Source organism: Salegentibacter salinarum (genome assembly GCF_900168115.1).
GTDB classification, from domain to species: Bacteria; Bacteroidota; Bacteroidia; order Flavobacteriales; family Flavobacteriaceae; genus Salegentibacter; species Salegentibacter salinarum.
Genome location: NZ_FUZC01000008.1, coordinates 105,298 through 127,274, shown reverse-complemented (window position 1 = coordinate 127,274; position 21,977 = coordinate 105,298). Strand labels below are relative to the sequence as shown.

General features: G+C 38.3%; 18 protein-coding genes. 7 read left to right on the top strand and 11 right to left on the bottom strand.

All coding sequences use genetic code 11. The features are described 5' to 3' along the window. The first annotated feature begins 10 nt into the window (after positions 1-10). From B5X53_RS11310 to B5X53_RS11300, 3 genes are all read left to right on the top strand, one after another. Entirely contained in the window at positions 11-3,301 is a 3,291-nt protein-coding gene (locus B5X53_RS11310; protein WP_079713338.1) for an amidohydrolase family protein, read from the top strand. A 117-nt stretch (positions 3,302-3,418) separates the two neighbouring features. Further along, positions 3,419-3,760, top strand: a complete 342-nt coding sequence (locus B5X53_RS11305; protein ID WP_079713337.1) for a DUF202 domain-containing protein — start codon at positions 3,419-3,421, stop codon at positions 3,758-3,760. Positions 3,761-3,827: 67 nt separating this feature from the next. Next, positions 3,828-4,196 (top strand): DUF6122 family protein, encoded by a 369-nt coding sequence (locus B5X53_RS11300; protein WP_079713336.1) that lies wholly within the window; start codon positions 3,828-3,830, stop codon positions 4,194-4,196. A gap of 128 nt (positions 4,197-4,324) precedes the next feature. Here the strand turns inward: B5X53_RS11300 and B5X53_RS11295 are convergent, their stop codons facing one another. Both B5X53_RS11295 and B5X53_RS11290 read right to left on the bottom strand, forming a co-directional pair. After that, positions 4,325-4,684: a DUF779 domain-containing protein gene (locus B5X53_RS11295; protein ID WP_079713335.1), complete on the bottom strand. Its 360-nt coding sequence runs from the start codon at positions 4,682-4,684 to the stop codon at positions 4,325-4,327. Between the two features lie 3 nt (positions 4,685-4,687). Beyond that, the gene (locus tag B5X53_RS11290) at positions 4,688-6,187 is read right to left on the bottom strand and encodes an aldehyde dehydrogenase family protein (RefSeq protein WP_079713334.1); all 1,500 of its coding nucleotides are present in this window, start codon (positions 6,185-6,187) and stop codon (positions 4,688-4,690) included. A gap of 112 nt (positions 6,188-6,299) precedes the next feature. On the opposite strand from B5X53_RS11290, the gene B5X53_RS11285 reads away from it, so the two are divergent. Beyond that, positions 6,300-7,217, top strand: coding sequence for an AraC family transcriptional regulator (locus B5X53_RS11285; protein ID WP_079713333.1), 918 nt, complete (start codon positions 6,300-6,302; stop codon positions 7,215-7,217). On the opposite strand, the gene B5X53_RS11280 is transcribed toward B5X53_RS11285, so the two are convergent. Beyond that, a complete protein-coding gene (locus B5X53_RS11280) occupies positions 7,214-8,098 on the bottom strand; it encodes a DUF302 domain-containing protein (RefSeq protein WP_079713332.1) in 885 nt (294 codons plus the stop codon). The two genes, B5X53_RS11285 and B5X53_RS11280, sit on opposite strands and share 4 nt — an antisense overlap. 177 nt (positions 8,099-8,275) lie before the next feature. On the opposite strand from B5X53_RS11280, the gene B5X53_RS11275 reads away from it, so the two are divergent. Both B5X53_RS11275 and B5X53_RS11270 read left to right on the top strand, forming a co-directional pair. Next, positions 8,276-8,890 carry a deoxynucleoside kinase gene (locus B5X53_RS11275; protein ID WP_079713331.1) on the top strand — a complete coding sequence of 205 codons (615 nt, stop codon included), beginning with the start codon at positions 8,276-8,278 and terminating at the stop codon, positions 8,888-8,890. 11 nt (positions 8,891-8,901) lie between these two features. Further along, complete coding sequence (locus B5X53_RS11270; RefSeq protein WP_079713330.1) at positions 8,902-9,567, top strand: sterol desaturase family protein; 666 nt, start codon at positions 8,902-8,904, stop codon at positions 9,565-9,567. 12 nt (positions 9,568-9,579) lie between these two features. Here the strand turns inward: B5X53_RS11270 and B5X53_RS11265 are convergent, their stop codons facing one another. The 4 genes from B5X53_RS11265 to B5X53_RS11250 all read right to left on the bottom strand — a co-directional run bounded on the left by B5X53_RS11265 (position 9,580) and on the right by B5X53_RS11250 (position 14,167). Then, on the bottom strand, positions 9,580-10,614 hold the full coding sequence (locus B5X53_RS11265; protein ID WP_079713329.1) for an App1 family protein: 1,035 nt from the start codon (positions 10,612-10,614) through the stop codon (positions 9,580-9,582). 63 nt (positions 10,615-10,677) lie between these two features. Next, positions 10,678-13,137, bottom strand: coding sequence for a DNA ligase D (ligD, locus tag B5X53_RS11260; RefSeq protein WP_079713328.1), 2,460 nt, complete (start codon positions 13,135-13,137; stop codon positions 10,678-10,680). Positions 13,138-13,140: 3 nt separating this feature from the next. After that, positions 13,141-13,917: a non-homologous end joining protein Ku gene (gene ku / locus B5X53_RS11255; protein WP_075324825.1), complete on the bottom strand. Its 777-nt coding sequence runs from the start codon at positions 13,915-13,917 to the stop codon at positions 13,141-13,143. A gap of 1 nt (position 13,918) precedes the next feature. After that, positions 13,919-14,167 carry a DUF7218 family protein gene (locus B5X53_RS11250; RefSeq protein WP_079713327.1) on the bottom strand — a complete coding sequence of 83 codons (249 nt, stop codon included), beginning with the start codon at positions 14,165-14,167 and terminating at the stop codon, positions 13,919-13,921. 210 nt (positions 14,168-14,377) lie between these two features. Here B5X53_RS11250 and B5X53_RS11245 point away from each other — a divergent pair, with 210 nt between their 5' ends. Further along, positions 14,378-14,860, top strand: a complete 483-nt coding sequence (locus tag B5X53_RS11245; protein WP_079713326.1) for a YciE/YciF ferroxidase family protein — start codon at positions 14,378-14,380, stop codon at positions 14,858-14,860. A 158-nt stretch (positions 14,861-15,018) separates the two neighbouring features. Here B5X53_RS11245 and B5X53_RS11240 read toward each other — a convergent pair whose 3' ends face one another. The 4 genes from B5X53_RS11240 to B5X53_RS11225 form a co-directional block, all read right to left on the bottom strand. Further along, positions 15,019-17,451 (bottom strand): sodium-translocating pyrophosphatase, encoded by a 2,433-nt coding sequence (locus tag B5X53_RS11240; protein ID WP_079713325.1) that lies wholly within the window; start codon positions 17,449-17,451, stop codon positions 15,019-15,021. 113 nt (positions 17,452-17,564) lie between these two features. Next, positions 17,565-18,083, bottom strand: coding sequence for an inorganic diphosphatase (locus B5X53_RS11235; RefSeq protein ID WP_079713402.1), 519 nt, complete (start codon positions 18,081-18,083; stop codon positions 17,565-17,567). A gap of 65 nt (positions 18,084-18,148) precedes the next feature. Continuing rightward, the gene (locus B5X53_RS11230; RefSeq protein ID WP_079713324.1) at positions 18,149-20,647 is read right to left on the bottom strand and encodes a DUF5686 and carboxypeptidase-like regulatory domain-containing protein; all 2,499 of its coding nucleotides are present in this window, start codon (positions 20,645-20,647) and stop codon (positions 18,149-18,151) included. 65 nt (positions 20,648-20,712) lie between these two features. Next, positions 20,713-21,693: a pyruvate dehydrogenase complex E1 component subunit beta gene (locus B5X53_RS11225; protein WP_079713323.1), complete on the bottom strand. Its 981-nt coding sequence runs from the start codon at positions 21,691-21,693 to the stop codon at positions 20,713-20,715. Positions 21,694-21,977 lie beyond the last annotated feature (284 nt).

The window sequence follows — 21,977 nt, the reverse complement described above, 5'->3', positions numbered from 1 at the left end:
AAAACACACTATGTTTAAAAAATTCCTCCCGGCCATCTTTATACTTTTGGCCACTCCAAACCTGATTTCACAAGAAAAAGAAGAAAAGAAATGGGATGTAAATGATCCCTACTCTGACGACTGGAATATCAAAGAAGTAAGCTTACAAACCGACGAAGGCACCTGGATAAACCTTGATGTTTCTCCCGATGGAAAAACAATTGTTTTTGATCTTTTAGGTGATATTTATAAAATGCCGATAGGCGGTGGAAAAGCTGAAATTTTAAGAAGCGGGATGGCTTACGAAGTTCAGCCCCGTTTTAGTCCCGATGGTTCAAAAATATCTTTCACCAGTGATGCCGGAGGTGGCGATAACATCTGGATTATGAATGCCGATGGCGAAGATGCAAAGCAACTTACCAAAGAAGATTTTAGATTATTAAACAATGCCGTTTGGACACCCGATGGAAACGCGATTGTAGCTCGTAAACATTTTACTTCGGGCCGGTCTTTAGGCGCCGGTGAAATGTGGTTATACCATATTGGCGGCGAAGGCGGTTTGCAACTTACCGAGCGTAAAAATGATCAGCAGGATGTAAATGAACCCAGCACTTCCCCCGATGGCCGCTATCTTTATTATAGTGAAGATATGTACCCCGGCGGAATGTTCCAGTACAATAAAGATCCAAACAAACAGATCTACGTAATAAAAAGATATGATTTTGAAACCGGTGAAAATACAACAATAACAGGCGGTCCCGGCGGCGCAGCACGACCACAGGTTTCGCCTGATGGGAAAAAACTTGCTTTTATAAAACGTATCAGAACGAAATCGGTTTTATACATACACGATTTAGAAACTGGGGAAGAATGGCCGGTTTACGATAAGCTGAGCAAAGACCAGCAAGAAGCCTGGGCTATTTTTGGCGTTTATCCCGGATTTAGCTGGATTCCTTCAGGAAAAGAAATTGTATTCTGGAGCGAAGGAAAAATTAACAGGGTAAATATTGAAAATTACGATGCGGAAGTAATTCCGTTTGAAATAGATAATACCATAGAAATTGCCGAAACTCATCGCAGCGAACACCAAGTGTTTTCAGAAGAATTTAATCCGAAAGTGATTCGCCACGCGGTGACTTCACCTAATGGAAAAACCCTTGTTTTTAATGCGGTAGGCTATTTATGGAAAAAATCTTTACCTAATGGAAAACCTCAGCGAATTACAAATACTGAAGATTTTGAATTTGAACCCGCTTTCTCCCCTGATGGAAAAGAAATTGTTTATGTGACCTGGAATGATACAGAAATGGGGGCATTAATGAAAGTTGGATTAAACGGAAGGAATCCGCAGAAACTGACTTCAGAAAAAGGAATTTACAGAAACCCTGCTTTTTCCAATGACGGCGAACAAATTGTTTTTGTTAAGGAACGAGGTAACAGCGACCAGGGACAAACCTTTAGTAAAGAACCGGGAATTTACACGATAAGTGCTTCCGGGGAAAATAAAAAGAAAATCCACGATTCGGGAGATTTCCCGATTTATAGCAAGGACGATTCCCGGATTTTCTTTCAAACCGGCGGTGCGCTTATGGGCAGCCTGGAAAAAAGCTTAAAAAGTATAGATCTAAGCGGAAACGACGAGCGCACACATATCAACTCCAAACACGCTAACCGTCTCGTGCCAAGCCCCGATAACAAATGGGTAGTTTTTAGTCATTTGCATCAGGCATATCTGGCACCGCTCACCCTAACCGGACGACCATTGGATTTAGACAATAACACCAAAACTATTCCCGTAACTCAAATTACCAGAGATGCTGGGATGAACCTGCATTGGTCAAACAACAGCGAAAATGTGCACTGGACTTTAGGTGACGAATATTTTACCAATAAAGTTTCAGAACGTTTTACCTTTCTGAAAAACTCGCCGGATTCTATTCCCGATATTACTGAAAAAGGCACAAAAATAGGACTCGAGCTAAAAACCGATGTTCCGGAAGGAAAAATTGCTTTTACCAATGCCAGGATTATCACCATGAATGGCGATAAAGTAATCGAAAATGGAAGCATTTTAATCGAAGGAAATAAAATTGTATCCATAGGTGAAGCTTCCGAAATAAAGCCTCCGAACAATGCGAAAGTTTATGACCTGGAAGGCAGAACCATAATGCCTGGAATTGTAGATGCCCACGCCCATATTGGTGCATTTAGATATGGTTTAACACCTAAAAAACACTGGCCGTTATATGCAAACATGGCGTTTGGCGTGACTACGGTACACGATCCTTCAGCTTTAAGCGAAAGTATTTTTAGTATGGCCGAAATGGTGAAATCCGGTGAAATGGTTGGACCCAGAATTTATTCCACAGGAATTATTCTTTACGGTGCTGAAGGTGATTTTAAAGCGGTGATCAATAACCTGGACGATGCAAGATCTGCACTACGAAGAACTAAAGCATTTGGAGCGACTTCGGTAAAAAGTTATAATCAGCCGCGACGTGAGCAACGCCAGCAAATTATGCAGGCTGCAAAAGAACTGGACATGAATGTTGTTCCCGAAGGTGGAAGTACCTTTTTGCACAATATGAATATGATTGTAGACGGGCACACCGGGATAGAACACAACATCCCGATCGCACCTGTTTATAAAGATGTAAAAACACTTTGGGGAAATAGCAACACCGGTTATACGCCTACCCTTATTGTAAATTACGGCGGAATTAACGGTGAATATTATTTCTACGACAAAGATAAAGTTTGGGAAAATGAGCGTTTATTGAATTTCACTCCAAGACAAATCGTAGATCCCCGTTCCCGAAGAAGAGAAACCCTTCCTGAGGAAGAATATGAGCAGGGACCAATTTTGGTATCAGAAACTGCTAAAACACTTTCTGATATGGGAGTAAAAGTAAACTTGGGCGCACACGGACAGTTACAAGGTCTTGGTGCTCACTGGGAGCTTTGGCTGCTGCAAATGGGCGGAATGACGAATATGGAAGCTTTGCAAGCGGCAACGATTAATGGAGCGGAATATATAGGAATGGGCAGCGAAATTGGTTCTCTGGAAGAAGGCAAATTAGCCGATTTGATTGTCTTAGAGAAAAACCCGCTGGAAGATATTCGTAATTCAGAATCTGTAATTTACACTATGGTAAATGGTAGGTTATATGATGCTGAAACAATGAACGAAATTGGAAATGATCCAAAAGAACGCGGTGAATTTTACTGGGAAGACAACAAATATAATGCTGCTTTCCCCTGGCATGAAAGTACGCAGAGCTTTACCGCTCCCGGTTGTACTTGTAACAAGTTGAATAATTAAAATCTAAAAATTACAAACTGGATAGTTAGTTTTTAGTGCTTAAATTGGTTTAAGCAAACCGAATTTGGTAACTTTTAAAGCAAATTAGCTATCCGGTTATTTTAAACTATAAATTTTATGAGAAGAGTTAAATTTGGAAAGCTTTTCACTCACAGGAAGATAGATGAAAGTATCATCCGGGAACACCTTGCTCTGGAGCGAACCAAACTTGCCAATGAGCGTACACTCTTGTCTTACACCCAGGCAGCACTTTATTTTTTGCTGGGTGGACTGGCTTTAATTCAGCTTAAGGAATATGAGGAGATGCATTATATTGGTTACCTGGCCTTGGTATTCTCTGTACTTTTTGTTACCGTAGGCATTTGGCGGTTCATCGTACTTAGAAATAAGATGAAAGATCTTTTAAAGGGTAAAATAGAGTCTTCAGCTGAAGAGGAAGAAGAGCCAGAGCATAATTAATAAGTTTATTAAAATATTACAGTTAGTTTTTTGAAATCATTAAACCTTCAATTTTTATTAACTCCAATTGCAAACTTTCACCCATTATTTTCTTCATTTTATAGCTACTGGCGCTATTGCCTGGTTTTACGATAAAAAGAACTGGAAAAAAAACTGGCTGATTTTGCTCGCTACAATGGCAGTTGATATTGACCACGTTGTTGCCGAACCATTATTTGACCCAATGCGCTGTGGAATTGGTTATCACCCTTTACATTCTCATTTTGCAATTATCACCTATGTTTTAGGGGTCCTTTTTATTAAAAATAATTTCCTAAAGTTAATATTCATCGGCTTGCTCTTTCATATGCTAACCGATTTTATAGATTGCCTTTGGATGTTTTCTAAATGCGGGGAATGTTATACTTCTTCGGAAATTTATAAGTGGTTTAATTGAAGCTTGCGCGGAAGGAAAAACCTACAAGGTTTTGAAAACCTTGCGGGTTTAATCATTTCATTAAAAAAACCCGAAAACCAGAATATTTAGGTAAATATTCGGTCTTCAGGCTTCTGCTTAAGCAACAGTTAAGGGTTTAAATTCTTGTTCTCTTCATCATTAAGCATTCTTGATTTTATAAGAAAACGGTAACCGGTTGGGATATCCAGGGAAAAACTTCCTCCCCTGCCTTTTACAATATCTACGGTGAGATGAGTGTGTTTCCAGTACTCAAACTGGTCGTGGCTCATATAAAATTTCACGCCGCCAACTTCCCCCATCAAAATATCATTATCGTCTATATAGAAATCCTCTTTGGGCAATAACATTGGTGAAGACCCGTCGCAACAGCCACCACTTTGGTGGAAGATCACCTCGCCGTGCTGCTGCTTGAGTTCTTGCAGTAATTTATCTGCTTCCGGAGTTATTTCTACTCGTTTAAATTCCATATTCTAAAAGAATCCAAGTTTATTCTTATCATAAGAAATCAGCATATTTTTGCTTTGGCGGTAGTGATTCAGCATCATTAAGTGATTCTCTCTCCCGAAACCGGATTTCTTATAACCTCCAAACGGGGCGTGTGCAGGATAATCGTGATAGCAATTTACCCAAACCCGTCCTGCTTTTATTGCTCTGGGAATCTGATACAATTGATGCGCATCCCGTGTCCAAACCCCGGCACCGAGACCGTACATCGTATCGTTTGCGATTTCAATAGCTTCAGCTTCATCTTTAAAAGTACAAACAGCAACTACAGGTCCAAAAATTTCTTCCTGGAAAACGCGCATTTTATTATGTCCTTTCAGGATAGTGGGCTGAATGTAAAATCCGTTTGCCAGATCCCCGTCCAGTTTTGCGGCATCGCCACCGGCTAAAACCTCAGCGCCTTCATCTTTTCCGATTTTTATATATTCCAGGATTTTCTGGTGCTGGTCGCTGGAGGCCTGTGCGCCCATCATAGTGGATTCCTCAAACGGATTACCCATTTTAATGGCTTTGGTTCGTTCAATCACCCGTTTAATGAATTCGTCATAAATATCCTCCTGAATTAAAATCCTGGATGGTGCGGTACAAACCTCTCCCTGGTTAAAGGCGAAAAGAACGGCACCTTCAATACATTTATCAAGAAAAGCATCGTCGTGATCCATAATACTGTTGAAGAAAACATTAGGCGATTTCCCTCCTAATTCCATCGTTACCGGGTGCAAGTTTTTTGAAGCGTACTGCATAATTAACTGACCCGTGGTGGTTTCACCGGTAAAGGCAACTTTATCTACATTTGGACTTGATGCAAGAGGTTTTCCCGCTTCAGGACCAAATCCGTGAATTACATTAAACACTCCAGGAGGTAATAAATCGGCAATTTTTTCGGCTAAAAATGTAGCTGAAGCCGGGGTTTGCTCCGCCGGTTTTAATACCACGCAGTTACCAGAAGCCAAAGCCGGAGCTACTTTCCACGCTAGCATTAATAATGGGAAATTCCACGGAATAATTTGGGCAACCACGCCAAGTGGTTCGTTGATGATTAAGGAAAGTGTATTCTCATTCAACTCGGTAGCCGAGCCTTCCTCGGCCCTAATTGCTGAAGCAAAGTACCTAAAATGATCTACAGCCAATGGCACATCGGCATTCATTGTTTCGCGAATGGATTTCCCGTTATCGGCCGTTTCCATTTGCGCGAAAGTTTCCAGATTCTCCTGGATCACGTCGGCTATTTTATGTAAAATTCCCGCACGCTCTGCAGCTGAAGTATTTCCCCATTCGTGTTTGGCCTTATTAGCGGCTTCAATCGCGCTGTTTACATCCTTTTCATTGGAACGTGGATACTTGGCCAAAAGCTTATTATCTACCGGCGAATGATTTTCAAAGTATTGCCCGTCTATGGGATCCTGGAATTTTCCGTTAATGAAATTGCCGTATTTTTCTTTAAATTTTGGTGCTGAATAGCTCATAGAAATGTTTTTAAATTTTACATTCCTAATATCCCTAATTTTAAGACTATAAAATTGAACTTTTCTACAAATAAGTATTACATTACTATCAACTTACTAAATTAAAGTAGATTTGAATACTAATTTATCAAACTATAATCGCAATTTGAAGCTGAATACTTCAATTGAAAACCGGACAATTTACAGTGCAGATTATGCCGAATTAAACGTTTTTGAAACTCAGAAGGTAGCAGAAAAGGTAAATCTTCAGTTTGGTTTTCCCATTATTGCGAGTATGCTAACCGGTAAAAAAGTAATGCACCTGGAAGGAATGAAATCTTTTGAGTTTTTCCCGGGGGAATCGGTTGTATTACCTTCAGAAAAAAAGATGGTGATTGATTTTCCGATAGCAAATGCTAAAAATCCTACGCGTTGTCTTGCCCTTGGAATCGATCCTGATAAGATAAAGGAAACCGTTCAAATATTTAGTGAAAATACCAGGATTGACTTTGAAAATGATAATCACAGCTTTGATGCCAGTGCCATACACCTGGCCAATAACCATCAGGTTCAATTTGTTTTAGATCGCATTTTCAGCACGTTTTTAGAAGATGGCACAGCCAAAGATGCGCTGCTGGATCTAATGGTAAAAGAACTTATTATCAGGTTGCTTCAAACCAAAGCGAAAGTGATGCTGGTAGATAATGAAACGCTTTTTGATAATAACCGGATGGCATTTATAGTAAAATATATGCGCGAACATCTAACTGAAAATATTAACGTAGATAAACTGGCCGATAAAGCTTGTATGAGCACTTCTAATTTCTACCGAAATTTTAAAAATACGCTGGGTGAAACTCCAATTGATTATTTAAATGGTGAACGAATTAAATTTGCCAAGAAATTAATTCAAAAAACAGCCTGGAAATTTTCTGACATCGCCTATAAAAGCGGTTTTAATAATACCAGTTACTTCAACCGGCAGTTTAAACGCTTTGAAAAGATAACTCCGAATCAATATAGAAAACTGGTAAAAGGAAATTTAACCTAATACTTCGCTGCATTTTTACTCAAATTCTCTAAAGCGGTTTTCATTGTTTCTAGCTGTGCTATATTTTGGGTCAGGTTAAACCTCCTGGCCAAAAAAGCAGGATCGTTATAAGAGATTTTTACTATCCCGGCTTCATCACGCCAAACCAGAAATTTTACCGGAAACTCCAGTCCTATTCGTGAATTCTCCTGCATTATCGGCGTACCAATATTAGGATTACCAAAAATGATTAACCTGGTAGGCCGTAAACCTAAACCAACTTGCTCGGCATTTTTGAAATGATCTATATCCGCGAAAATATTTAAGTTCAGATTTTCTTCAATTGCAGTGATCAACCTATCATAAGTGGTTTGAAAGTCGAATTCACTTATTTCAGAAATAATCCCTTCGTGGGTATCAACATTAAATTTCCCTGATTTTTTAACCTTTCCTCCTGAAGCTTTGGACGCCATATTTTTCAGCCCGTTTTTCACTTCAGAGAGGTTTTTTACCCCTTTAAAATCAAACCTTGATTTTAGGTAATTAACACTACTATAAGTTACTTCGGTTTTATCTTCGTTTTTATAAACCAGCATTTTAAGCGGAAGATCTAAACCGGCCAGCTGGTCTTTTTGTATAAGTAAACTGCCCTGCTTAGGGTTTCCGAATATTAAAACACTTGCTTTATCCAGTTCTAAATCTGCTTTTTCGGCATTCTTAGAATGCTCTATCTTTGTAAAAAGGGAAAGCGCTTCATTTTGCTTCAGCACCGATTCTAATCGTGATACGGTACTTTCAAAACCATACTTACTTTCAGTTATCATTAGATGGTCGTTTTGCTTTTCCTGAGCAAAACCAGAGAAAATTCCGAAGAAAAATAATAAGGAAATAAATTTTAACATAGATCTCAATTCTTGCCTTAAATTAATCAAATTTAGGGAGATATAGAATCAAATCCTTTAGCTTTTCAAGATTTATGAGTATTTTGACAAGGTGAAAATTCAGGGCACCTTAATTCTTGTATCTTTACACCCGCGCTTTTTTAGCGCCCCAAATAACTATCTAATTTTAATGAATTTATGCACGTAGCGATTGCAGGGAATATAGGAGCAGGTAAAACCACGCTTACTAAATTATTGGCAAAACATTACAACTGGGAAGCGCAGTATGAAGATGTATTGGAGAATCCCTATCTCGAAGATTTTTATAATAAAATGGAGCGCTGGTCTTTTAACCTCCAAATCTATTTTTTAAACAGCAGGTTCAGACAAATTTTACAAATTCGTGAAAGCGGAAAAAATATAATACAGGACCGGACAATTTATGAAGATGCACATATTTTTGCGCCAAACCTGCACGCCATGGGGTTAATGACCAACAGGGATTTTAAAAATTACAGTTCGCTTTTTGACCTTATGGAAAGTGTTGTGCAGGGACCTGATCTTCTTATTTATTTAAGAAGCAGTATTCCTAATTTGGTGTCCCAAATACATAAACGAGGTCGTGATTACGAAAACTCGATTTCAATCGATTATTTAAGTCGGTTAAATGAAAGATATGAAGCCTGGGTACACAATTATAACAAAGGAAACTTGTTAATAATAGACGTAGATAATATTAATTTTGTAGATAATCCCGAAGACCTGGGTGACATTATTAACCGTATTGACGCTGAAATTCATGGTTTATTTTAAATCTAATAAAAATGGAATCAACAAAACTTAAAAGACCAAAGCACAAGGGTTCTCCAAAGTTATTTGACAACCCAATTTTAGAAAAGCTTACGCACACCCATATTTCGCTTCCGTTAATTATTTTTGGATTAATTGCGACAGCTTTAATTTACTACGGAATTATTGAAAAAGGTTTTGAAACCCCATTGATGGTAGGCCTTTTTCTTGCCGGATTATTCTTTTTCACTTTCGTGGAATATATTATGCATCGGTATTTGTATCATATTCCTGCAACCAGCGAGCGTAAAAAGAAGATTTCCTATACTATGCACGGGGTGCACCACGATTATCCTAAAGATAAATCCCGATTGGCAATGCCACCGGTTTTAAGCCTGATAATTGCTACCGTACTTTTTATAATTTACCGCGCGGTTTTAGGCGATTATGTTTTCGGATTTTTAGCCGGATTTTTAATAGGATATGCCGGTTACCTGGCGGTACATTATTCGATACACGCTTTTAAAGTGCCTAATAATTTTCTGAAAACTTTATGGCACCATCACAGTATTCATCACTACCGTGAATCTGATAGGGCTTTTGGTGTTTCCTCTCCGCTATGGGATCATATATTTAGAACTATGCCAAGAAAAGCGCCTGCAAGTAGAAAAACGGCAGTTGGCCAAAGTATAGACGATTAAGTTTCTGATTTTCTAAATAAATCCGTGTTCCCTGGCATGTTCTACGGCTTCCTGCGATGTTTCAACCATTAGCACCGGAGTGGTTTCAAAATTGTCTATGATACTGCGAACGCGATTCATTTGTTTTTTATGCTTTACGCTTCTTAAATAAATTGCCAGGATCCTATCTGGATATTGGGCTGCGATTTCGGTATAAATAGAAGCATCGTGCTCGCCGCTATCACCAATAAGAATAAAATTCATTGCGGGATAAGTCTTCAAAATATTCGCAATTTCCTTCTGTTTGTGAGGTTTTTCAGGTTTTATACTACCATCAAAAGGCGTTCTGAATTTTCGCAATAAAATTGGCCCTTTTGGAAACGCATTATGATCTAAAAACAGTTTGAGATATTCATATAAATTCCACGGGCTGTTGCTTAAATAAAAAATAGGATTATTAGGCGTACCGTCTCTCCCGGTATGGAGTTTTTGGTAAAATTCAGCCGCACCTTTTAGCGGAATTCTATTATAAGCATTGGTTAGTAAAGAATTTTTCAGCAACCTAAGTTTTAAAAATGAAGTGACGCCAGTATGTAAGATAGTATCGTCTATGTCACTTATCACTCCATATTCCGCAGTAGGATCTGGAATTAAAAAATCACCCTTAAAAGGATCTTCCAGGAGTTCTGTCTTTTTTCCTAAAGGACCATTATAATACACGGCATAATCCAGCCAGCCTTCTTCATCGGCGTGTTCTGCCAGGTTCGTTTCTATAATATCATCAAACAAAAAGAAACCTTCATCATCACTTTTCGTGGTGGCCTGCACCTTTCCCGGTAGGCTTAAATCTATTTGTGCCTCAGGAATTTCAAACGTATCAAACTGTTTATAAGTGGTTTTTATCGTTTTGAAAATATTCGCATCCTGGGTGATTTTTAGCGGTTCGTTATCCAGTACGCGCCCTTTAATATAAAGGTGAGAGTGGGTTCCATAGCTTCTATATGGTGTAATTAAAACCTGATCTATAAGCTTATACCGGCCGGCAAGTTTGCGTAATCTTTTCTTCATTAATTTCCACTTTGGGTCAAGTTAAAAATTCTACGGAAGCCCTGCCCTGCTTTTAAATAAACTTTAGGAAGATTCCAGGTTTTGCATCGCCTTTTCCATATCAATCCCTTTTTCCAGCACTTTTCTAAATAAATCTCCTTTCTTCTGAATTCGCTGCGGCATATCTTTAATGGTAAAATCTAAAATTTTAAGTCCGCTCTTTACTTCCTTCCATTCCAGGGGGGTTGAAACGGGCGCCCCGGGTTTTGGACGCGCGCAATAAGCGGAAGCTAAAGTTTGACCTCTTCGGTTTTGTAAATAATCCAGGTAAATTTTATCTTTTCTTTTTTTCTTTGCCCGGTCCATACTGGTTATTTCCGGAACTTTATCGGCAATATAATAACACAGTAATTTCGTGAAATCGCGAGCTTCATCATAAGAATAATTTCCGCCTAGCGGAATATAAATATGAAGTCCGCTGGAGCCTGAAGTTTTGCAATACCCTTCAATTTTAGCCAAATCCATCACTTCCTTTGCAGCCTGGGCCACTTCAATAACTTCTTCAAAAGTATTTTTATCAGATGGGTCTAAATCTATCACCGTATAATCAGGAAAATCAAGGTTTTCCACCCTGGAATTCCACGGATTGATCTCTATACAGCCCAAATTCGCCATATATAAAAGCGTAGGCTCATCCTGGCAAAGCAAATATTCGATATCTTTTTCTGAAGATTCTGAATAAATATCAGTGGTTGCTATCCAATCGGGTAAATTTCCTTCGTTGTCTTTTTGATAAAATCCCTGTTTTTTAATGCCGTTGGGATGCCGGTGCAAATTTTGCGGACGATCTTTTAAATAAGGCAACATCACCTCTGAAACCTGGATATAATAATCTATTAAATCGTATTTTCTAAATCCCGAATCGGGCCAGTAAACTTTATCCAGATTGGTAAACGGCACATCTATCCCATCTATTTCCAGGCTTTCTCCTGACTTCCTTTTAGAAGATGATTTTTTTGATTTCTTTTCTTCGGAAACTTTATTTTCAACAATTTCTTCGGCTGAAATTTCTTCCGGTTCTTTATCTTCTCTTAAGGCTTTAAAAACCGGGTGTCTTAATTTACCGGTTTTTGTAATTTCTGAAAATTTTACTTCTGCAATTAAATCGGGGCGCATCCAAACCGGCTCACGACCTTTTAAATTAATTTTTTCAGGAAAAGGAGAGGTTTTTCGTTCTCGCCTTTTGAACTTTTTCAGTAATTCTTTTTGCTCATCATTAGAAAATCCGGTACCGCAATTTCCAATATACTTTAACTCTTCACCCTCATAAGCGCCCATAATCAAAGAACCAAAAACTGATCCTTCTGAAGTTGTGTATCCGCAAATGAGGACTTCCCGTGTGTTTTCGCCTTTTAACTTTAGCCACTTTTCAGTTCTATAACCGGGAGAATAAGTCCCATCGGCTTTTTTGGCAATCACACCTTCCAATCCCAGGTCTATGGCTTTATTATAGAATGCGGTGCCCATTCCTTCAATATGATCGCAATACTGAACCAAATCCAAATTTTCCACCACCTCCGGAATTAAACTTTTGCGCTCTAAAAGTGGTAAATCCAGCATAGAATGCCCATTTAGAAAAAGCATATCAAAAACATAGAAGCGCAAGGCTCCCGGCGTGTTTTCATCATAATTTTGTAAAGCCTGAAATTGAGGTATTCCGTCTTTATTCAACACCACAATTTCACCGTCTAAAATCACATCGTTCTCAATCTGTTCTAAATCTTTAACCAGTTTTGAAAACTTAGAATTAAAAGAAATTCCGTTGCGGGAATAAAGATCTACCTTGCCGTCTTCAATATTGGCCAGGGCGCGGTAACCATCCCATTTTAGTTCGTAAATCCAATCGGGATCGTTAAAGATTTTCTTGCCGGTGGTGGCCAGCATAGGTTTTATAAATTCTGAAGGTTTTATCTTCCTGACTTTCCCTTTAGATTTACCGGTATCTTTATTTTTAGAAGATTTTTCAGAAAAAACTTCTGCATCATAATCTAAATCGGTAGAAAAATCGTCTTTCTTTTTTATCAATAACCACTGATTTTTCTTATCGCCACGCTTGGTTTTAACCAGGGCAAATTCACCTTTGATTTTCTTTCCGCTAAAAACAATTTTCAAATTGCCAGCTTCCCATTGTTCCTCAAGGTTATCTTTAGTTTTGGCAGCAGCTTTAAAAGTTCCATTATCCCAAATTTGCATTTCTCCGGCGCCATAATTCCCTTTTGGTATTGTACCTTCAAAATGCAAATATTTTACGGGATGGTCTTCGGTTTCTATGGCTAGACGTTTGTCTTTCGGGTTCATTGAAGGACCTTTGGGAACGGCCCAACTTTTTAGCACGCCCTCCATTTCCAGGCGTAAATCATAATGCAATCGTGTAGCTTCGTGACGTTGAATAACAAAGCGCCCTCGGTTTTCGGTAGAAAAATCGGCACCGGGTTCTGGGGTGTTATTAAAGTCTCGTTTCTTTTTATAATCTTCTAAACCCATCGCTTAGGATGCTTTAGATTTTTTCTTTTTATCTAAACTGGCCTTTAATTTTGCCATAAGATCTTTGGCCTGGGTAGGCTCATCTTTAAATTTCTGTGGTTTGGGCTTTTTACCGGTGCTTTTGGATTCAATAATCTTCATTAATTGATCATTATAAACATCTTTAAATTTATCAGGATCAAACTCTGTAGTGTATTGCTCAATGAGAGAAATTGCCATATCAACCTCTTTTTTTGCGACTTTGGTTTTTGGTAGCTTCAGGTCTTTGGTTTCCCGGATTTCATCAGAAAACCTTATTACATGAAGTACGAGGGCTTTATCGTAAACGCCAACCAGGCTTAAATGCTCTTTTTGGCGCATCACAAAAGTAGCCACACCAAGTTTTCCGGTTTTTTTTAATGCATCTCGGAGTAGATTATAAGATTTTCCTCCTTCTTTTTGTGGTTCGAGAAAGTATGGTTTTTTATAAAGCACCTCGGCCACATCATCTTCGGCCACAAATTCTTCAATATCTATGGTTTTACTCTTTTTAAGGTTTGCATTTTCAAAATCTTCTTTCTCAAGCACAATATAATCTTCATCCTTTTTAAAACCCTTTACAATATCTTTCCACTCCACTTCTTTCCCGGTATCTTCATTCACACGTTTATACCTTATTCGGGCATTATCATGCTTATCAAGCATGTCTAAATCGAGTTTTCTACTTTCGGAAGCAGAATATAATTTTACCGGTATAGAAACCAGTCCGAAGCTAATAGAGCCGTTCCAGATAGATCTCATTCTAGTGGTTTCTAAGAGCTTTAATTAACTCATCCTTGGTCATATCGCTTCGGCCTTCAATGCCAACCTCCTGGGCTTTCTCATAGAGTTCTTCCTTAGAGCGTTCTTCATATTTATCGGCTTTTCCGCCTTTCTCACCAGACTTAGATTCGTTTGCAATTCTCGCGGCTTTAGATTTACTCATTCCTTTATCGCGAAGTTCCTCATACTGTTCATCATTCTTAATTGATGGTCCGTGATCTTTAGCCATAACATTTAATTTTGGTTAATAAAAGTTTCTAATTAAAATTAAGGGAATTACTGCGGAAGCTTAGTTGTAGCTTTGTTAAAATTAAAAATGAAAACTTCGGCTTAAAAAATTTTAAGGAATAAACAACAAAGCTTTATCACTCATTTAACTTGCTTTAGTGCAGTTTGCTTATAAATTTATCTAACAATTTTAACCATTAAATATTTAATTATGAAAAAGTTAGAAGATCTATTCGAACATCAATTAAAGGACCTTTATAGTGCCGAAAGCCAGTTAGTAAAAGCCTTACCAAAAATGGCAAAAGCTGCGAACGATGAAAAACTGAAGAAAGCTTTTGAAGACCATTTGGAAGAAACTAAAGAGCACAAAAAACGTTTGGAAGAAGTAAGTAAAGACTTAGGGTTTAAACCTACCGGTGAAGAATGTAAAGCGATGAAAGGCCTTATTGAAGAAGCAGAGTCATTTCTAAAAGAAGATGCGGAAGATGATGTAAGGGATGCCGGTCTTATTGCAGATGCCCAGCGGGTGGAACACTATGAAATTTCCGGGTACGGTACTTTAGTGAGATATGCCAAAGAATTAGGCCATAAGGATGCAGCAAAAACATTAAAGAAAACCCTTGATGAGGAATACACCGCAGATGAAGACCTAAATAAACTCGCTGAAAAACGCGTGAATAAAAAGGCTAAATAAGCCCCATTTATTAAGAAAAGAGGCTGGTGGAATCCTTGTAAAACCCGTCATCCTGAACTTGTTTTCAGGATCTAACATGTTTGAAGCTGAAACAAGTTCAGCTTGACGGAGACAAGAATTATCAAACAGCCTCTTTTATTTTTTATCTGAAAAAATTATCAGGCCTTATCTTTTAAAGCTTGTACCTGTTTTTCTACTTCAGCTTTTGTACCGGTAAAGGTTTTCTGCTGAACTTTGGTTTCCCCTTTTCGCGTGGTTGTAATTCTCACTTTTGCGATGGTTTTATTTCCTTCAGAAGTCATATTTACCTGAATTTCTTCTGAAAGATCTTCAGCATCATTAGCATTTATATTTTGCTCCATTTCAATAGAAGCCCCCTCGTTAGGAATATCTGTTTCGGTATGGCCTCCTAAAATTGGCGCGATTACCAAACCAATTAAACAGGTTAATTTTATTAAAATATTCATTGATGGCCCCGAAGTATCTTTAAAAGGATCTCCAACCGTATCACCGGTTACCGCTGCTTTATGTGCTTCAGAACCTTTGTAAGTCATCACTCCGTTAATTAGCACCCCGGCTTCAAAAGATTTCTTTGCATTATCCCAGGCACCACCGGCATTATTTTGAAATATTGCCCAAAGAACTCCGCTTACCGTAACTCCGGCCATATAGCCCCCAAGCATTTCGGCTATCAATACATTTTCGTAACCAAAAAGCATTGGAATAAGAGCAATTGCAATAGGAAAACCTATAGTTAAAACCCCCGGTAGCAGCATTTCTTTCAAAGCTGCTTCAGTAGAAATCGCTACACATTTATCGTATTCAGGTTTTGCAGTTCCTTCCATAATCCCCGGAATATTTTTAAACTGCCGCCTTACTTCTTCAACCATTTTCATCGCTGCTTTACCCACCGATTTCATTGCTAAAGCGGAAAACACAACGGGCACCATTCCACCGATAAATAACATGGCTAAAACAGGCGCTTTAAAAATATTAATTCCGTCAATTCCGGTAAAAGTTACATAAGCCGCAAAAAGTGCAAGTGAAGTTAATGCCGCCGAAGCGATGGCAAAACCTTTCCCGGTGGCCGCAGTAGTATTTCCAACGGAATCCAGGATATCTGTACGTTCCCTAACCTCAGCAGGAAGTTCGCTCATCTCCGCAATCCCACCGGCGTTATCGGCTATAGGTCCAAAGGCATCAATAGCTAACTGCATAGCGGTAGTAGCCATCATAGCTGAAGCTGCAAGTGCAACCCCATAGAATCCCGCGAAAGCGTAAGAAGCCCAGATAGCGAATGCAAATAATAAAACTGAAAAGAAGGTTGAAATCATTCCGGTAGCAAGCCCGGCAATAATATTTGTTCCGGCTCCGGTACTGGAATTTTGAACAATAGAAAGTACCGGTTTTTTACCGAGGCCGGTATAATATTCGGTTACGGCAGAGATCACCCCACCAACTACAATTCCTACCAAACAGGCATAAAACACCCTAATTGAAGAAATATCCATATACTCAAAACCTTCTGCTCCACCAACAAAAAAGCCCATAGTAAGGGTTTCTTTTGGTAGCATCCAGGTCACTAAAAAATAACTGGCTACAGCAACCAGGCCGATAGATGTCCAGTTTCCTATATTCAATGCTTTTTGCACTTCAGCTTCTTTAGCCGAATTGCTACTAATTTTAACTAAAAGAGTTCCGATAATAGAAATTATAATCCCGGCACCGGCTATGGCCATAGGTAGTAAAATAGGGCCGATTCCGCCAAAGCCGGCATCAACTATATTACCGCCCATATCTTTAATTATATAGTTTCCTAGAACCATTGCTGCAAGTACGGTAGCAACATAACTTCCGAAGAGATCGGCTCCCATTCCTGCAACATCCCCAACATTGTCTCCCACGTTATCGGCAATAGTCGCCGGGTTACGCGGGTCGTCTTCAGGAATACCTGCTTCAACTTTTCCCACTAAATCGGCCCCAACATCGGCAGCTTTAGTGTAAATTCCTCCACCCACACGAGCAAACAAGGCTATAGATTCGGCTCCCAGGGAGAATCCGGCAAGGGTTTCCAAAACTACGGTCATTTGTGTGGTATCTGTCCAAACCCCTCCCATAAAATAATGAAAGAAAAGGATAAAAAATGCGGTTAGCCCTAGCACGGCTAAGCCGGCAACGCCAAGTCCCATAACGGTACCGCCACCAAAAGAAACTTTTAGTGCCTGGGGCAAGCTGGTTCTGGCTGCCTGGGTGGTACGGACATTACTTTGGGTAGCTATTTTCATTCCCATATTTCCTGCTAAAGCAGAAAAAAAAGCTCCAAAAATAAAAGCGACAATAATAAGATAATGAGTGGTTGGTACAATATAGGCTATACCTGCGAGCGCTATACTGGCACCAATTACAAAAAAGCTAAGTAATTTATATTCTGCATTAAGAAAGGCGAGTGCTCCTTCGTAGATATGAGAAGCAATATCTTTCATTTTTCCGTCTCCGGCATCCTGTTTCAGTACCCAGGATCTTTTAACCCACATAAAAATGAGTCCTATTACAGCCAATATTGCAGGCATATAAATCATCATTGATTCCATATTAATTGTTAAGTTTTAGTTAATATGGCTAATGTAGTAAATCAGTGATAATTAAAAAAGCAATAACTTTTTAAGGTTATTGCTTTTAAATTATCAAAAATATATGCTCTAAATTATGGTAGTATTCCAAAACGGTCTTTATCACCGTCATAATCCTCATAGCGCTTAACACATTGGTCTATAATCTGGCGAGCCTCTTTAGCATCTCCCCAACCGCCAACATCTACTTTCTTCTTCTCAAGATCTTTATAAACTTTAAAGAAATGTTCAATTTCTTTAACCATATGTCCATTTAATTCATTTAGATCATTCAATCGATTCCAAATAGGATCTGATACCGGCACACAAATAATTTTTTCATCGGGTCCCTTCTCATCGGCCATATGGAAAACTCCAATTGCTTTCACCTCCATTACAACTCCCGGGAAAGTAGGTTCGCTCACCAAAACTAACACATCCAGCGGGTCGCTGTCTTGAGCAAGGGTGTTTGGGATAAAACCGTAATCGGCTGGATACATCATAGAAGAAAAGATCATCCTGTCGTAACGGACTTTCTTTAGCTTAAAATCGTATTCATATTTGTTTCTACTCCCTTTTGGGATCTCTATTAATACATCAAAACTTTCTGACATTTTTCTTTCTTTTTTTCTCAATTAAGGGCGGCAAATATAGTGAAAATCAATCTCAAATCATTCCATTAAAAGTGAAAACCGAAGGAAGCGGTTATAGCAAAATTCCGTGATTCTGGAATTTCAAGATAATTACCCCTAAAATGAGCTTCCAGACTTAAAAATTTTAAAATATTTCCCACCCCAAAACTATATTCGTAATACGGCTCCCTGTTTGGCGCACGTAATGGTATTCCAGAAGCATTCAGTGTTTTATTTTCTTCTGAAATTTCTCCCCATACTGCCCTAACTCCTACAAGTTCTCGCAAATTTAATTCTCGCAGCAGCGGAATTCTAGCAAATAATCTTCCGTTGAAATTATGATTAAAATGTGCTGAAACATAAGTATCAGTGACAAACTCATAGAAATTAAGCACGGGAAACGAATTATACATAGCGAAATAGGTTTGATTTCCCGGCACTACATTTAAAAGTCCCAGCGGAACTGCACCAAAAGTTTTTCCTGCTTCCAAACTGGCATTTGCCCTGCCAAATCCGCCAATTCTAAGCGGCTGATCGTAAAAAAACTGCAGCCTTTTATAATCAAAATCGCTATTAAAAACATCTTTAAGACCAAGGGAATAATTAAGAAAGAAGGTTGGAAATTCTTCATCATTTACCACGTTTCTTTCTACACCAAAACCAGAAGTTTGTCTCCCGGGAGTATAGGTGAACGTGGTTGATATTTCGGTTTGTTTAATTTCTGAAGCCGTTTCTGCTAGAGTTTCATTAGTATAATAATCTAAACTAAAAGCCGGGGAAGCCGAACTTAACTCGCGATAGGAAGTCCCAACACGAACATTGAAATTATACCAGGGTTCAATTTCAAGATTAAAAGTGGTTAAATCTATATTGCTCAGTTTGTTGTTGTCGCCTACGCTCACCAAACCGGAAGACGCCAAACTTCGTCCTAAAACATCGGTGGTATTATTGGTTAAACTGGCTCCCAGTTGATCTATATCCCTTCTTTTTCCGGCAGAAGCAATTAAACGTGAACGTGGGTCTAATAACCATTTTCCGGAAATCCCATATTTAAATTTATCATCTTTAAATCCATAAGCCAGGTAGCCTTCAATTCTCCAGGGATCGTGTTGCCCAAAGTACGTTCGCCCGCCTACGCGGGTTCTAAAGCCTTCAACTTCGTTATAATCAAAAAGAGAATATACGGGACCAAAATCCCAACCGTTAAATTCTACATAACCAGATTCTGCTATGGTGGCGAGATCGTAAATTCTTTTAAAAGCCGGGACTTTTGTTAAACTATCCAGCATCACATAAATATCTTCTTCCTCGCTATTGAGTTTTTCCAACCGGTTTTCTTCCCAAAAAGCCTTATCACGCTTATAGATATCTTCGTTAAAAGTATAAGCTCGTTTATCGTAAAAACTTTTTTCTTTTTTTAAGTTGAATTGATATTCTTCAAAAACCCGGGTGCGTTTAGCATAAACGCCCTTGGAGTCTTCTTTTTTGGTCAGAGAAAAATTAGCCTGAAAATAATCTTTAGAAATTAAGAAAACCGAATCGTTAAGCACTTCAAATTCCTGCTCGATATACAATTCTTTTACCCAATTTATATTGGCATCACGCGAAGCATTCAGGTTGATTTTCTTAACCGCCCAGGTAGTATCATTTACCCAAAAATCTCCTTTAAAAGTGAGTTCGTTTTCCCGCCGCGGGTAATAAATAATATTATAACACCATTTATTATCTATATAAGCACTATCGCTCAAAATATAATTGTAATTATTAATCCCGGTAGTAGAAAGCGGACTCACAAAACTCTTGTCAAAAACCTTAATGTAATTATTGTAAACATTATACTCATCGTACACATCTTTTACCGCTGCGATTAGGTTTTGGTTTTGTTCAAATCCCGAGTTTTTATTTCCTAAAAGGTCTTCCCTTTTTTCATTCTCGACATTATCGCCATAAACTTTGGAAACCGACTCATTAATAAAAACCGGTAAATAAGTTTTTCCTGAAATTCTATTGGTATCGGCATAATCAAAAATAAATTCCATCCCGTTAAAAACCGGGTTTTTAACTACAGAACTGTCTATCCCATCTAAATCGAATTCCAGTTTTTCGTATTTTTTATATTCGTATTGCTTAAAAGCGGAAACGCCATTACTGCGTTTATTTTCCCATATTTTCCTTAGTATATCCAGCGCCGGATTATTCTTTTTGGAAGTTTTTCCCCTAAGAATTCTTACTTCAGCTAAACTGGAAGTTTCTTCATTTAAAACAATTTCCAAATCGAGGTTTGTTTTTTGCTGAAGTGGAATTATTTCAGTTTTATAACCAACAGAAGAAATTTTAAGCTCGGTGTGATCATTTTCACTTTGTAAATAAAACTCCCCGTCTTCCTCCGTAGTTGTTCCTTCGGAAGAATTATTAAAAATTACGGTTACAAACGGAAGCGCTTGCCCGGTAGAATCTTTAACCACACCACCAACTTTGGTTTGTGCTATTCCCATAACGCAAATCAGCAGAGAAAAAAGCGTAAAAAAGGCAGATTTATTAATCATAGGACAAAAAAAAACTTCACCGAATTAACATCCGATGAAGTTTCAAATTTATTAGGATTTTTTATTTAATCAATATACATAACCTGCTTCACTGCTTTAATTACATCGTCGCTGTTTGGCAACCATTCTTTAAGCAATACAGGAGAATAAGGTGCCGGAGTATCGGCTGTGTTTATTTTTACAATTGGTGCATCTAAATAATCAAAAGCTTTAGATTGTACCTGGTAAGTAATTTCAGTAGCAATATTTCCAAAAGGCCAGGCTTCTTCTAAAATCACCAAACGGTTGGTTTTCTTAACCGACTCCAGAATGGTTTCGTGGTCCATTGGGCGAATTGTTCTAAGATCTATGATTTCACAAGAAATATCGTCTTCAGCCAATTTATCGGCCGCCTTATAAGCTTCTTTGATAATTTTTCCGAAAGAAACAATAGTTACATCACTACCTTCCCTTTTAATATCGGCTTTACCAATTTCAATCACGTACTCCTCTTCCGGCACTTCGCCTTTATCGCCATACATTTGCTCGCTTTCCATAAAGATCACGGGATCGTCATCTCTAATGGCAGATTTAAGTAAACCTTTGGCATCGTAAGGATTAGACGGAACAATTACTTTTAAGCCGGGACAGTTTGCAAACCAGCTTTCAAAAGCCTGGGAGTGCGTTGCCCCTAATTGGCCTGCAGAAGCAGTTGGGCCTCTAAAAACAATAGGAATATTAAATTGCCCACCGCTCATTTGGCGCATTTTGGCTGCGTTATTTATAATCTGGTCAATTCCAACTAAAGAGAAGTTAAAGGTCATAAATTCAATGATTGGTCTGTTACCATTCATCGCTGAACCAACTCCAATTCCCGAAAATCCAAGTTCAGCAATTGGGGTATCTATTACACGCTCAGGGCCAAACTCGTCTAACATACCTTTAGAGGCTTTGTAAGCACCATTATATTCTGCTACTTCCTCGCCCATTAAATAAATAGACTCGTCTTTTCGCATCTCTTCGCTCATCGCTTGCTGAACGGCTTCCCTAAATTGAATTGTCTTCATTATATGCTATACTATTTATATATCTTGAAAGAACAAAAATAGTAATTCAATAAAGTTTTCACCACTAATAATCCACAAAAATTTGCAATAGAACCAAATCGATTCTAAATAGAGAATATAGAATTAATAAATAAGGAATTTTACTATGAATTTATGCTGTTAGATTAGCTTATTTGCATTTTATTTGAGAATTCAATAAAATTTAAAGAAATAAAATTCCTGAAATTTGTTATGCGTGCATAGCATTTTCTGAATTAAATTATGTAACTTCGTAAACGAAATCG